We start from the raw sequence: 14,622 nt of genomic DNA on the forward strand, positions 1-14,622 counted from the left end.
CCCTCGCTGTTACCAGGTGCCGGTATTTTCCATGCTCGCCCAGGGTTCCAGTGGCGGCAACGACTCGCCTTTCTGCAGCAGTTCGATGGAAATGCCGTCCGGTGACCGGATAAAGGCCATATGCCCATCCCGGGGCGGGCGATTGATGGTGACGCCATTATCCCGCAAGTGCTGGCAAAGCCCATAAATGTCATCCACACGGTAGGCCAGATGTCCGAAATTGCGGCCGCCGGTATATTCTTCCGGATCCCAGTTGTGAGTCAGCTCGATCATCGGCGCCCTATCTTCTCTTGCACGCGCTTCGTCTTCCGCTGCAGCGAGAAAAACCAGGGTGAAACGACCCTTTTCGCTGTCTTTACGGCTGATTTCGACCATGCCCAGCAGGTCGCAGAAGAAGTGCAGGGTGTCGTCAAGGTTGCTGACGCGGATCATGGTGTGGAGGTATTGCATGGTGGTGCTCCTGTTGGTTGTCCCCCGCATGATACCAGCACCGACGCGGTTCTAGCCCCGAGCCAGCGTATGCTTTCAAATTCGAGGCATAGTGGCCTACAAAGCCTTTCCAGACTGATCTATGGCCGGTGAGACTGAACCTCGCCGAGTTACTGACAGACCAATCACCTTTTCCGGTACTTCCTCAAAATAAAGCTTGGCTGAAAAGCCCGCTCCTTTGAAACCGATAAACTGAATGTTTTCTCTTTCGGAAGCACCAAGTTTCTTAAGCGTTGATTCGAAGCCACAGTTTTCAAATCCGGCCCTCAGAACCGAATCGTAGTGAATTTTCACCTGCTCTGCTTCCTTCCTCGGCTCGGCACTGACAGGGGCGGTATTCACGAATCTAAAATCAGGTGACAAGACTATTTCGCGCAACAATGCGGCATCTGTGCTGTTCACTGTTGTATCTATCATATTCTCTAGATCTTTTTTGATCATGGTCTGAATACCTCAATACCTTCTCTAGGTCCGCGCAGAAGAATTTCCTGTTCGCCCCATTCATCTGGAGACCAATCCCAAGCCCACCTATCACTTTCACTGCGAGCAGGGGAAGGTATATCCGACGTGACTCTGTGTAGTTGATTTAGACCTGACTCCATCATTTGACTCACACCACAGTGAGCCTACCTTCGGAAGATGACCTTGCTGCCAGCATCTAATGTGCTGGACAGTGCCTAAAGAGAGACGCATTGGAGAAATCAATACCGAAAAACCAGTCGTTCCAACCATCAATCGATTCATCTGTCACACACACTACTGCTCCGCCAATTTCAGGGTGATTAGACAAATAGTAGAACTGGAAGCCTTCAGGAGGTGATAGCTCACATGATATTCTGCCTTCACCATCTAGAATCACCAGCTTGTTTGGAGACCCGTTAGCACCTGCAAGAACAAGTATGTTCCCGTTTTTAGACTCAACAATGGCTTGGTCTAGTCCGGGTATAGTCTTATTCCTAGTTTGGCCAAAACAGGACCAACTAATAGATTCTTTCTTCTTATCTACTACGAACTTTTCAATGGCTGGCATACAAATTTTCCAAGCTATTCAATCGTGTATGGAGGGTCAGGTCTTGCTTTTGTACTCTTTTGCAATCCGACTGACGCGTGAATAACTCAGCCCCAGATAGTCTCCAATTTCCTTTAGCGTATACCCGCCGCTGGCATAGGCTTCCGCGATCACGGCATTCCGGTTGTCGGTTTTGCCAAAATATGTTTTCAGAGGCAACGCCTCCGCGCGGCGTTGAGCCGCCGGGACTTCACTCAAGCGGTCCGGCTCGCCCAGATGTTCCAGCATGCGCTCGAAAAACTGATCACTCCCTAGATAGATCTGCCCCTTGAGGTCTTCCCAGGGTGAACTTTGGGAGCGGGCATTACTGACGAAGTCGACATAAGCTATCTGTGCCTGGCTTTTGATCACTCCGAATACCGAAAGCAGCCAGTCTGTGGACAGATAATCCAACGGAGGAATCTCGCCAGCTGTGGCCCGGTAACTACTCCACGGCCATTCAGATGGGGACGAAACCATGCCGGCCCTGACGGGGTTCAGAACAATGTAACGGGCGAGTTCCAGCAGATAAGTTTCCTTCTCAACCAAAATGGCCTTGTATCGCCCCTGAAAAACATGGCCCACCCGGGCATGGGCCTTGTTGAAACACTGAGTGTATACGCCGTTCAGTTGGCGCATGCCTTTAGAAAGATTGGCTTCGGGGGTTTCGATCAGCAGGTGGTAGTGGTTCCCCATCAGGCAATAGGCGTGACAGAGCCAGTTATATTTCTCACGGACGCCCCCCAGAATTTCAAGGAAGCGTTCACGGTCATCGGGTGTCTCGTAGATAGTTTCCCGGCGGTTACCTCGGGAGGTGATGTGGTAGAGTGCGCCTTCAAATTCGAGACGTAAGGTTCTGGCCATTCGTTGGCTCCTTGTCGGTTACGGGTTGAGAAAGCTCCTTTCTCTCAAGGTCAAAGGGCAAGACCTGACCCTGTTACTCACCGATCACCTTTTCCGGTATTTCCTCGAAATAGAACTTGGCTGAATAGCCAGCTCCTTTGAGACCGATAAACTGAATGGTTTCTCTGTCGGAAACACTAAGTTGCTCAAGCGTCGATTCGAAGCCCCAATTCTCAAATCCAGCATTCAGAACTGAGTCGTAGTGTATTCTCATCTGCTCAGCCTCCTGCTTCGGCTCGACACTGACAGGAGCTGCATTTACAAATCTAAAATCAGATGAAGACGTTATCTTATACAATAGCGCGCTATCTATTCTGATTTTACTAAAAAAATAAACACTCTCTAACTCTATCGACATAATATCCGGAAACCCTTATTGCCATTGGTCAAATTTAGCCATGCAATAACTTCGGAAAAGATTGCCGAGACAGAATCGAACTGAACACGGAGAGAAGCTTTAAATTTTCAAAAATACCCACCCATCGAGACTCCATTTCAGGCAAATACCATTACTATGCTCACCGTTCAGTTAACGTATTAAATATCAAACGAATCTCGCAAATATTTTAACCATTGCTTACTAGTATAGCCATCGACCTCATATTCATATTCACTTCCCATTGAAAAAATTTTTTCTTTATACTCGCTTTCAGACATATCAATATTTAGCAACTCGTCAATAGCCTCTTTAGCAGAAATAATTTTTTGGGGCGGCTCATTTTCCAGAATATATTCTATGACGCTTTTCTCTGACGAAAACTCCTCCTCCCAATCTTGATGAAAGTAGGCGCCTAATATTTGCTCAAGGTTATTAAAAAGATCTTTATTCATAATGTGGGAAACCCCGTAACGATTCGGTAACCTATGGACATCTTCGGATCACGTTCCAATACAACTCTTACGTTACTTGCAGTATCTGCAGCTGTGCTGCCTCTTTTCATAGAAATACCGACGGAATCCTCCAACGAATGATTTATAACAAGCCGGCGCTCATCCCCGTTAAGGAACCTTTCGACGCCCCTGTTATTTGCCTCTAGCGTCTGACCAACAGCTCTTTCCGCGGTAGTGCGATCCAAGAACGACGAGGCTCCGCTAATTCGTCTGTTCTGCTCAATTCTCGATAAAAGCTGCTGCTCTGAATGTCCGACATGTCGTTCCAGGAGATGACCTCCAGCCCTTTCATGACTCATGAGCCCTCCGCCCGGTACAATCGAACTATAATTCCCACCCGCTCCAGGGCAATCCCCTTTTACCGAAGACAACCCCAACGGATCCACCCACCCCGTCGGATTCGGAACATACTGGTAGTTATTCAACCCACCCGCAAGCCCAATCGGGTCCGGAGTCAGGAAGCGCCCTGTGTTGGGATTGTAGTACCGGTGGCGGTTGTAATGCAGGCCGGTTTCCGGGTCGTGGTATTGGCCCTGGAAGCGGATCGGGTTGTCGATCTCGTTGACCAGGGCGCGGACGACGTTGCCGTAGGCGCGGTAGGTCACCGACCAGACCAGGTCTCCCTTTTCATTGGTGAGTTCCTGGGGGGTGCCCAGATGATCCAGGTGGTAGTAGTAGATGCTGGCGTGTTCGGGGCCGTGGTCGTCTACCAGCGCCAGGGGCTTGAAGGTGTCGGGCTCGTAAATATAGGTGCGGTACTGATCGCCGGTTTCCTCGGCGATCAGGCGGTCGCCCTGCCAGAGGAATTCGGTTCGTGTCAGGCCGTTGGTTTTGGCAATGCGGCGGCCGAAAGCGTCGTATTCGTAGTGCCAGGTGCTGCCGTCCGGTTTGGTGACGCTGGCCAGTCTGTGTTCGCAGTTGTAGCTGTAGCGGGTGATCAGCTTCTGGTCCTTGCCCCGTCGTTCTTCGGTCAGGTTGCCGAATTCGTCGTATTCGTAGTGGCAGTCGCCGTGCATGCTGAGGCGGTTGCCTCGCACATTGGCGTTTTTGCCACTGGCCGGGCTCTGGCTTTGTTCCAGCAGGTTGCCGGCCGGGTCGTGGATCAGTTGTTCGTACAGGTCGCCACGCACGCCAACCAGCCGGTCCATGGGGTCGTAAACGTATTCCCGCAGGCCTTTGCGGCTATCCTGGATAGCTTTGAGGTTGCCGTTGGGATCGTACTGGTAATCCCGCTGGGCCGCGATGTCCTTGATGCGGCCCTGGTGCACCCGGTGCTGGGTCAGGCGGCCTTCGTCGTCGTAGACGTAGGCGCTCAGCAGGTCGCCCTGTTGCCGTTCCATTTCCTCGCCGGTGGCTGCCATTCGATGGCGGGTCAACGGCTGACCGTTCAGGTCGATGCCGGACAGCAGGCCGGCTTTGTCGTGCTGGTAGGCCAGCGCCTGGCCATCTGGCAGGACCATACCTCTCAGACGGTCCATGTCATCGTAACGATATTGCAGGGTTGCCCAACCCTGATGTTCGGTTTTCAACAATCCGAATTCGTCGTACTCGAACGCCAGTGGCCAGTGCCCGTCATCCACGGCGGTAAGCTTGCCGTCGGCGTTGTATCCGTACTGGATTTCGCGGCCGTCTGGGAGCACTTTTTTCAGTAACTGCCCGAGTTCGTCGCGCTCATAGGCCGTGGTTTGCAGGACATCGCTGGCAGTTCCGTACTCGGCCTTCTCGATCAGATGGCCGTTCAGGTCGTACTGGTAGGCGGTGCGATGGCCGTCAAAGGCAGTTTCCTGTTTGACCAGACCGTTCGGGTAATAATCAATGCGATACTCTTCACCCCGTTCATTCTCGATTTGGGTGAGCAGAAAGCGATGGTGATCATAACGGTAGCGCAGCTCGCTGCCGTCCGGATTGATGCGTCGGGTCAGCAGGTGCAGGTTGTTGCCGTATTCGTAGCGGGTTTCCCGACCCTTCTCGTCGACAAACCGCGTCACCTTGTTGTAGTGATTGTAGTGGTACTGCCGGCGCCGGTTACCGGAGAGAATTTCGTCGGTTACCCGCCCCAGGCCGTCGTACTGGTACCGGGTAATGGCACCACGGGCATCTTTCCTGGCCAATAGCTGGCCGAATTCGTCGTACCTGTATTGGTAGAAAGCGCCGGTGGGCGTGGTTTCCTCAATCAACTGGCCGCGGCTGTTCCAGCCCCATTTGTGGGTTCGTCCGTCTGGCAGGTGGACCTGGGTGAGCTGGCCCTGGGGGTTGTAGCTGTAAAGGGTTGCGCGCCCCTTTGGATCGGTCTCGCGGGAAAGGTCGCCGTGGCGGGTGTAATCAAATGCCCAGGTCTGACCATTGCGGTGGATTTCCGCGATGCGCCCTTTGCGATAGGTAAACAGGATGGGCTGTCCGTCCGGGCCAGTTTTACCCTGGAGGCGACCGTTCCTGTCGTACTGATATTCCGTGCGCGCACCCATGGGGTCTACGGTGGCTTGCAGGCGGCCTTTATCATCGTATTCGTTGATGTGTTTGGCGCCGTCCGGATCGATCTTTTCCTGCAGTTGGGCGCCGCCATCGTAATGCCAGATTTCCTTGCTGCCGTCGACGTAGCTGACGGTGCAGGTGTGATTCTCGTCATCCCATTCAAACCGGGTATCCACCTGGGCACTATCGCCCCATTGATGCACGCAACGCCCGCTTGGTGAGGCTTCGTCCCATTCAAGATAAAAGCTGTATCCACCGGCAAGCTGTCGGCTGGTCAGCATATGGTTGTCGTAGCCGTAGCGTTCGATGCCACCAACCGCATCTTCAGCGGCGATCAGGTCGTTGTGGCTGTCGTATTCAAAGCGGCGTTCGGTTCGCAGGGGCTGCCACTGGTAGCCGGTGTCTGTAAGCTCACGACGTAACAAGCTGACCGCCTTGAGACAGACGCCTTCAAAGTCAAACTTCAGGGCATTACCCGCATCGCTGACCAGCCGTTCAAGCTGGCCATGGAGATCGTAGCCGACCTGCAGCTGATTGCCGTAACGATCTGATATCTGCACCAGCAGGCCGCGATCACCCTCGCGACTGAAGTGGTAGCGGGGTGCTTTCTCGCCGGCGCACACCACAATCTGTTCGCCCTCTTTCCAGGCCGCTGTGCCAGCCTGGGAGTTGGTGCCGAAGGGAGCACTGTCGAGCTCCGGCAGACGGGTATTCTTGCCCTCGTGGTCGTGCCAGGTAATGCCGTCGCCATCAAAGCTCAGGCTGTGGTTCAGGCTGTGACGCCAGCCGTAACCCATGTCCAGACGCCTGTCACTGCTACCAGAGCGATACACCCGCTTGAATTCAAAGGGCAAGGGGCCGGCAAGGCGTGCGTCTACCAGCTCCAGTACCTCTTCACCCGTCACGGTGCTGATGGGGTCAGCGACGTTTTCCGTTGATTCGTTGTCCCGGGTAGCCCTGCCCTGGTCGGTGGTTGAAGGCGATGGCTCGTCACGAACGGGCGCGTTGCTGGTTTCACTGGTTGCAGCATGGTCACGGCCAGCAGATTGCAGGTTCACAACCTGATCGTCGTCGGCCATTTCACTGTAAACTGCATTGCGGCCCCGGACATCGGGCCCGGGCTGGGTGCTTGAGGCGTCCAGGGGACCAACCCCCGACATTTGCAGGGCCCGGTGGTTGGTGCCAATTTCTTTCATATACCGCTGGAATTCCCGGGCGAACTGGCCAAGGAACTCGCCGAGTATGTTCATGTTGGCACGGGCGTCGTCGGCAGTGTTCATGGCACCGGCGACGGCTTTACTGCCAATCCGGGCGCCATATTTGGCGGCCAGGCCGGCACCACCGGTAATGATCAGCCCCACAACCACATCAAACAGTATCTGCCCCACCAGGCCACCGGAGATCTCGGCAACCTGTGTCGGTGATAGCAACCGGAAGTACTGGCGAACGGTATACATCACCAGGAACAGGAAAACCTCGTCGTTCGCAACCAAACATGCTTTAAGGTAGGCGTCGTCGGCTTTTTTCAGGGTTTCCATCTGTTCCTGAAGGTCTTCGGGAAGGTTGCTGAAGTCGTAATCCTGAAGGCCACAGATCACATCGTAGATTCGGCGGATGTCGTCCAAAATGGATGTGAAGCCATCGGCAATGCCTTCCTGCAGTCGAGCGTAGACGGCAAGAGACTGCGCAGCGGAGTTCATGGACAGATAGCTGTCCCACTCCTGGCGAGCTCCGTTATTCCAGGTGTTCTCCAACAGTGAACAGCACTGGTCGATAAAGCCCTCGTAGGTGTTATAGAGAGCCTCCATTTCCGCTTGTGAGATATCGGGCGACATCAGCACCCTGTATTCCTTTCCAGGGGTAACCGGTACTTCCGCCAGGCCATTCTCATCCGTAGTGCCGCTGTGGATGGTGTCCCAACTATCGAATATCCAACCGGTATTTTCCTGGACCTGAAAACGCGTGGAAGGGATGGGAGTCTTGCTTACGTTCTCGTGGAAATGGGCAATCTTGATCTTGCGGGTTTCCTCACAGGGCGCAACGGTGGACGAGACAATCTCATCTTCGCTGGCACCCTCACGGTTGTTCTCGCCATTGACCTCAAGAACCTGTTCATGGCCCATGAAAATGGAAGAAAACCAGCCATCGCGCCACTCGTCATACGTTGCCGTGAGGGATTCCCGGAGTTCACGGGTGATGGCATTGATATCCGGAAGCGCGTCGGATGTCTGTTCCGAAGCCTGAAGAGCCGTCCGTGACTCGATCATTGATTCATCCTCAATCAGTATGTGCCCCGGGATGCCTCGTGCAGCAGGGCATGGTGTATGGTTTGTACGTGTTCAGGAGAGAGTTCGGTAACGGCCTCACCACTGGTCAGCCGCCGCAATTGACGCTCGACTTTCTGACGGGCAACAGGCCCCGGATATTGGATCAGGGGCGAGTGTTTTTTCTTGCCAAGGGCAGAAATGGTGTTGTCCACCAACCGGCTCCAGCAAAGAACAGCAATCTTTTTAAGGGTTTCAGCCGACAGGGAGAACCAGGGAAATTCCGGGGCTGGCGTTGCATTACCCGGCGTGCCTGGATGATTTATCACCTCGCCGTCCGGCAGAACGATGGATTGAGCAGGCCCCATCAGATTGGCGCGACAGGTATCTTCAACACCCGAGAGAAGGGCGCCAAGGTAGCGTGGGTCCCAGTAGCGGAAGAACACCTCCTTCCCATCCGGCAGCAGGATTTTCGTGAGGCTTCGAACATGCCCGAACACTTCGCCCAGTGTGGCATCACTGATAAGCCCCCACCCCCAATCGGCTGCATCGGTATCATCTACCCAATCCAGAAACCCACTTGTGTCAGTCACCTGGACGAGGAAGGGCATCACTTCGTGCCAACCCGCATATGGCGTACCCTGGAATAGAGGGACGGCCGTCAGGCCATCAGTCCCGTAGAAATGTCGTACCGGTTTTGCTTCACTGGTGCCACTGAGGACCAGGTACAGGGCACCCCGGTTGTCGAGTGCCTGGCTGGCGGCCTGCAACTGTTCCCGGAAACCAGACGGATCAGACATCACAGACCCCGTCCTGGCATTTCACACATTCCTCACAGAAAGGTGCATCCGACATGAGATTATTGAGTTGTGGCGTAGTGAGAGGCACTTCTGCGAGTCTTGCAGGTTCAACAGCTTCGTGCACCAACCCTTCCAGGTCCTGAGGCATACCCGGCATCATCACACCCTGCCCCGAACCACTACCCGGCGCTCCACCAGAGTTGATCTTTATGCCGGGCCCAGACAGCGTCACCCCACTCGGATCCAATTTCAACAAACTACCACCCGCAGAAATAGTCAGCTCAGCACCCGCATCCAGAACCACCTTATTACCTGCTTTGTGGTGGACTTCCGTACCGGCCTCGCTTAGCGTGCCGCTGCCGGATTTTTGGTGGAAAGTTCCGCCTATGTTCAGACTACAATCACCGCCGATAGACTCCCGCTTTTCACCACCCACCGTACTGTGCTGGTTGGCTTTGACGTGGCTGAAGTCGTTGTTCTCCACCGTGCGGTGGCTGTCGTTTTTGATGACTTCGGTGCGGTTGTTCTCCGTCAACAGGTCCAGGTCTTTCTGGGCGTGGACGTAGATCTGTTGTTTGTCCGCTTCGTCTTCAAATCTCAGTTCGTTACTGCCCTCGCCCTTGTGAGTCTGGGTTTTCAGGGTAGTGCGGGTTTTGTGTTCTGGCAGCGCATAGGGCGGCGTGTTGGTGGCGTGATAGGTTCTGCCCGTGATGATGGGCTGGTCCGGGTCGCCGTCCAGGAAGGAGACGATGACTTCGTGGCCGATTCTGGGTAGGGCCATGAATCCATACTGGCCGCCGGCCCAGCCCTGGCTGACCCGCAGCCAGGCGCTGCTGTGTTCGTCGTTTTTTGAATAACGATCCCAGGGGAATCTGACTTTGACTCGCCCGTGTTCATCGCAGTGAATCTCTTCCCCGTCCGGGCCAGTGACGATGGCGATCTGAGGGCCGTCCATAATTGGGCGGTTGATGGTGTTGGGGTTTGGCCGCCAGCTGCGGTCTGCCGGGATGGCCTGGAAGTCGTTGTGATAGGTGGTGGGGCCACTGCCCCCCTCTTCTTCCAGAGCCTGGGGCTGTTCGCCTTTGTGGGTAATGCTGGTGAACAGCCATTCCCGGTTCAGGGTGTCGTTGTCGTGTTCGGTGAGTTCGGTCTTGGCGCCGGGGGTGAAGTCCGGGCGGTTGCTTTTGCCGGTGGCGGTGCTGGCGTCGTTTCTAAGGCCATCCAACCTGGATTCGGTAAGCGGCTGGCCGCTGGCGTCGGCTTTGAATCGGCCGGGGTAATCGTAGTGTTGGTAGTCTTCCCGCTGGGCGTCCAGCTTATCGGCCTGGTGTTCGTGCATCAGGGCGTAGGCGGGGTTTTTGAAGGTGTAGTCCTTCATGGCCACGGAGGCGGCTCTGACCCGTTCCTGATAGCTGAACCGGAAGATGGCCGGTTGCTGGGTGCTGCCGCCGGCTTTGGCGTTGTATTCGGAATCTGGAAGCTTCGGGGCATCGCCGTGATGATCGGCGATGATCAGCTGGGGTTGTTCTTCGCCGTTGACGTCGCCGTGGCTGTATCGGTAATGCCAGCCTTCCTCACAAGCCAATCTTTCCAGAAACGAGAGATCGCTTTCCCGATGCTGGACGCAGTATTCCCGTTCTTCGGGAACCCTTTTCAGATCGAAGGTGGTGTCGATGATGCCCCGCTCTTCCAGCAGGGTTTTTACAATGGCGTCGGTGGTCTGGGTCTGGAAGATGCGGCTGTTGTGCATCAGGCCCAAACGCCACAGCGGCGGCTGGATGATGACTTCATAGCGGGTACGGCGGTGGCCGGTGTCGCCCCGGGCGAATTCGTTGACCACGCCGGTGAAGCGGCGCAAAGGTTCGCCGTGCTGCCAGACCACCAGGTCAACCGGTTGTTCCAGTACGTCAGACGCAGAAATGTCGGAAAAGGTACTGGCCAGGTCCAGCCGGCCGACAAACAGGCTCGACAGACTTTCGGTCAGCTCGAAGCCGACGACGCTGAAAAAATCCCGGGGGAGTCCGCCAATGGTGGCGGTGAACTGCAGTCCACTTGCCTGGGGCATGTCTTCGGTCCTTGAAGTTTGAAAAGCGAGCCGCCAGCAGAGCAACGTCCTGTTGACCGCCAGCGGCTCGCATTTTAATACAGACTGCGCGGTATCTGATACCCCGACAATAGCTGCTGTGTGAACGGGTTGGTATTACTGCCCGCATGCAAACGATAACGCATTTCGCCGTCATCCAGAGCGAAGCGCACATCTACCGCACTGCTGCTCACGCCGGTGATGTCCGCTTCGTCCAGCAGCCGGAACAGTGCCCAGGGGCCGTTCTCCGAAATACTTCTGGGCGAGCGGTTCACTTCCGTCGGCACCAGGGTGACGCGGCTTTCTACCGAATCCCGCAGTGTGTTCGGCCACACCAGCGGAATGCTCTGCCTTGGGCCATGGCTGAATTCCACCAACTGGCCGTCAACGTTCATTACGCTGCGTCGTTTATTGGAGGACAGGTGCAGCGGTTCAAGTGCGAACTCGACGTCCAGTGACCCGCTACGCGTAAAGAAGGCCCGCCGGATTTCTTCGGCTTGTTCCAGGGCCCGGACCACGTCCTTGCGCACAAGGCTTGCCCGCTGGGAACCGGCAATATGTTCCGGGTGATCTTCAAGAAACAGCTTGAGATTATCCGCGTAGAATCGGTCCAGAACACCCTCTGGTGCGAAGAAACGCTCGAAATCCTGCAGCGCCGCATCACGGCCAGCGCCCTGATTAAACGGATAATGGCGGGCCAGGCTTTGCTGGAACGGCTGGTAAACCTCCTGGTACCACTGGCGTTCCAGCTGTGCCACGGCCTGGTCAAGCACCACCCGCCAGCTTTCTGAAGCCAGTTTTTCCAGCATGCGATCAAGCGGAGCCGGCTGATTGGCGGCAACCCGCTGCAGGGTAAAGATCGGGTCTACCCCTTGCAGCCCCATCCGCGCCCTGGCCGCTGACAGTGCTGCTTTGCCGCGATCCGGCGATTCCTGGATATTGCGCATATAGATATGGAGACTCTCGACCACCTCCATCACCTGATCCAGCTGGCTGGGCTCGTCTCCCTCACGTTCCAGCAGTTCGTTCAGGTCGGTAAACTGCCGCTCAATGTTCTGGATCATCTGGAAGTGCGCAGACTGCTCCATTACCTTTCTCGCTGCTTCCGCGGACTCTGATCCACCCGGAATCAGCCGGGTGTTGGTGGTGACGTTGGCCAACAACTGGTTCAGGGGTTCGTGCCCGCTGGTAAGGCTCTCCAGCACACGAACGCCATGGTTAAGATCGCTGAAGCTCTGGATGTCCAGGCGGCTCAGGGCTTCACGCCAGCGGGTGGCGTACTGCTCGGCGTAAATCAGTTGCAGCTCGGTCCGCAGGCGGGCTTCGTCTATCTCGCTGAAATCCACGTCCGAACGGCGGCCCAGAACCCAGGCGTCGATCAACGCCAGTTCGGTCACAGAATCCGATTTGCGCAGGAACCAGGAGTCCATGCCTTCGCGGGTCAGCAGGGATGGAATCCGCACCGGGTCCTGCTCCGGCATTACCTCTTCACCCAGAGGATCGCCGTATTCATCAAGCCGGACAAACACGGTGCTGAATGCAGGCCCGGATTCCCGGGCAAGGTCCAGGGGCGAGCGGAAATTCTGCGCCGCCTCGATTTCCAGGTCACGGTAGACCCGCTCTGGAGTTGCAATGCTCCCCAGCTCCTGCTGGGCCCATTGGACACTGCCCCGGAATGGCGCCAGTGCCATATCTGCGGTGGAGTCTCCATTCTGCACCCTGGCATTCAGGTCGGTGTGGGCCAGAGCGTAATCCAGATGGCTGACCAGCCGCTGCTGTAGATCCCGCTGGGCGGGAAAAGCATTCTGCCAGTAGTCCTGCATATAGCTGCGAACAATATCGGAACGGCGACCGCTGGCGTCGTAGAGCATGCGCAGCACCCGCAGATGATCCAGGCGCTCGGAACTCAGGTCCGGGGCTTCGCCCATTTCTTCCATCACGCCCAGCATCAACGCGGGCATGAACTGGTAGGCCAGAATATCAAGATAGGACTTCTCCACTTCCGGACCCACTTTATGGCCCTGGTATAGCCCCATGTCCGCAATCATTGCGGGTTCGCTGCGGTAGTCGCCGAACGCCAGGGTTGCTTCCCGTAGCTGGTCCAACGGCTCCAGCAGGCTGCGGCCGGTGGTATCCGGCTCGTAGCCGGTGGGGCGCCAGTTGCGGATAAAACTTTCCACACCGGTTTCCACAGCCTGAGCCGCGTTGGCGTTCTTGATGAAATAGTGCTGCCAACCGGCTGTCATACCGATACCAGACGCCACCGCCACCACGGCAGCCACGGCAAGTCCGCGACGACGACGGGCCGTGACCTTGCGGTTGTCTCCAGCCAGGCCGGCTTCGCGGTAAATCACCTTCGGGAACAGCGTCCCGGCAAACAGGCTGGACGACTGGCCGCCGCGCTGGGCCGGCTGGATCGGCTCGGCCAGGCCGTAGTTGTCCGCAGCTGCGGATACAAAGGCATCTTCCGGAACGCCTTCCTGGACCACAGAGGTGAAATAGGCACCGCGCACCAGAGCGGGAGTAGAAAAGGCATCCGCCGACAGCATATCCGCCAGGAATCGCTCCAGCGCCGGTTTCAGGCCCGCCAGCTGGCGAGTGAAAGAATAGGCCGCCGCTCGTTCCTCGGCATCGCGAGTGGCCGCCAGCACATCGGGAAGCCGATCATTCAAGCGCTCCACCATGGTGGTGAAGGTTGCCTCGAATTCTGTCAGCCAATCGTCCGGGTCCTGCTGACCTTCCATGTTGAAGGTGCAGCCGAGTGGATCTTCCTTTTCCGCTTTGCTCAGGGTTTTGGCAAAGGGTGCAAAACCGTACATCAGGTCCAGCTTGGTGAAGGTAATGTATACCGGCAACCGGGAACCCAGTTGCTCCATCAGCTCCCGCAGGCGGGTACGCAGCAGAATGGCCTGCGCCTGGCGCTGGGCAGTCGTGCCTTTGCAGAAGCGGGCCAGGTCCACGGTCAGCACCACGCCGTTCAGCGGGCGTTGGGGGCGATTCTTTTCCAGCCAGCCCAGGAAATGATTCCACAGGCGCTGCTGGATTTCGCTGCCGGCACTGCCCTTGCCGGCATCCTGGCTCAGCAGTTCACCGTCCGGATCGATCAGTACGCCATTGTCGCCAACCCACCATTCAAAGCCATAGGGATTGCGCTCGGTGCGGGCGTTACGGGTAACGTTGGTGAGGGTATAGGTCTGGCCTGAACGCTGGATCAGGCTGCTTTTGCCCGCATCTTCCAGGCCCATCACCAGATACCAGGGCAGCCTGTAGACGCCTTTGCGCCCGGGCAGATTTTTCTTCAGTTCTGCCAACCGCTTGTCCAGCAGTCGCTGCTGGCGGCGCTCCAGCGGCAGGATGGGGTCTTCCTCTTCCTGCTTTTCTTCGGCCTTTTCGGCATTGACCTTCCCCAGTTTGCGGGCCAGAACCATGCCCCAGATCATGGCGACCAGCAGCACCACACCCAGGGTGACCAGCGCCCGCATCTGCCAGGCTGCCAGCGGATATTCTCCACCGATTTCCAGGCGTGGGCCCAGCCACCAGGTGGCAACCAGCAGCACAACTACCCCCAATGCAAGGGTGATAGGCGCGGCACTGCGCAGATAAGGCAAAATCCGGCGTCCGATGAGTAGGGCGTGTCTCCACATGGTGTCCATTCCTGTCAGATAATTCGTG

The 14,622-nt window shown here is 56.3% G+C and carries 10 protein-coding genes; all 10 read right to left on the reverse strand.

The window, feature by feature from the left end:
- Positions 1-9: 9 nt before the first annotated feature.
- Positions 10-450, reverse strand: a complete 441-nt coding sequence (locus tag E5Q11_RS14050) for a VOC family protein (protein WP_135804074.1) — start codon at positions 448-450, stop codon at positions 10-12.
- A 96-nt stretch (positions 451-546) separates the two neighbouring features.
- Positions 547-930, reverse strand: a complete 384-nt coding sequence (locus E5Q11_RS14055; RefSeq protein ID WP_135804075.1) for a hypothetical protein — start codon at positions 928-930, stop codon at positions 547-549.
- 217 nt (positions 931-1,147) lie between these two features.
- Positions 1,148-1,519, reverse strand: a complete 372-nt coding sequence (locus tag E5Q11_RS14060; protein WP_135804076.1) for a hypothetical protein — start codon at positions 1,517-1,519, stop codon at positions 1,148-1,150.
- A 36-nt stretch (positions 1,520-1,555) separates the two neighbouring features.
- Positions 1,556-2,401: an REP-associated tyrosine transposase gene (locus E5Q11_RS14065; RefSeq protein ID WP_135804077.1), complete on the reverse strand. Its 846-nt coding sequence runs from the start codon at positions 2,399-2,401 to the stop codon at positions 1,556-1,558.
- Positions 2,402-2,474: 73 nt separating this feature from the next.
- Complete coding sequence (locus E5Q11_RS14070) at positions 2,475-2,654, reverse strand: hypothetical protein (RefSeq protein ID WP_135804078.1); 180 nt, start codon at positions 2,652-2,654, stop codon at positions 2,475-2,477.
- A 323-nt stretch (positions 2,655-2,977) separates the two neighbouring features.
- Positions 2,978-3,271 carry a contact-dependent growth inhibition system immunity protein gene (locus E5Q11_RS14075; RefSeq protein WP_135804079.1) on the reverse strand — a complete coding sequence of 98 codons (294 nt, stop codon included), beginning with the start codon at positions 3,269-3,271 and terminating at the stop codon, positions 2,978-2,980.
- Entirely contained in the window at positions 3,268-8,070 is a 4,803-nt protein-coding gene (locus E5Q11_RS14080; protein WP_168215666.1) for an RNase A-like domain-containing protein, read from the reverse strand. Before E5Q11_RS14080 ends, E5Q11_RS14075 begins: the two co-directional genes overlap by 4 nt.
- Before the next feature lie 14 nt (positions 8,071-8,084).
- Entirely contained in the window at positions 8,085-8,867 is a 783-nt protein-coding gene (locus tag E5Q11_RS14085; RefSeq protein ID WP_135804080.1) for a DUF4123 domain-containing protein, read from the reverse strand.
- On the reverse strand, positions 8,860-10,932 hold the full coding sequence (locus tag E5Q11_RS14090) for a type VI secretion system Vgr family protein (RefSeq protein WP_135804081.1): 2,073 nt from the start codon (positions 10,930-10,932) through the stop codon (positions 8,860-8,862). The genes E5Q11_RS14085 and E5Q11_RS14090 overlap by 8 nt, the downstream gene beginning before the upstream one ends.
- Before the next feature lie 74 nt (positions 10,933-11,006).
- A complete protein-coding gene (tssM, locus tag E5Q11_RS14095; RefSeq protein WP_168215667.1) occupies positions 11,007-14,603 on the reverse strand; it encodes a type VI secretion system membrane subunit TssM in 3,597 nt (1,198 codons plus the stop codon).
- Positions 14,604-14,622 lie beyond the last annotated feature (19 nt).

It is taken from the genome of Marinobacter confluentis, assembly GCF_004785685.1.
GTDB classification, from domain to species: Bacteria; Pseudomonadota; Gammaproteobacteria; order Pseudomonadales; family Oleiphilaceae; genus Marinobacter; species Marinobacter confluentis.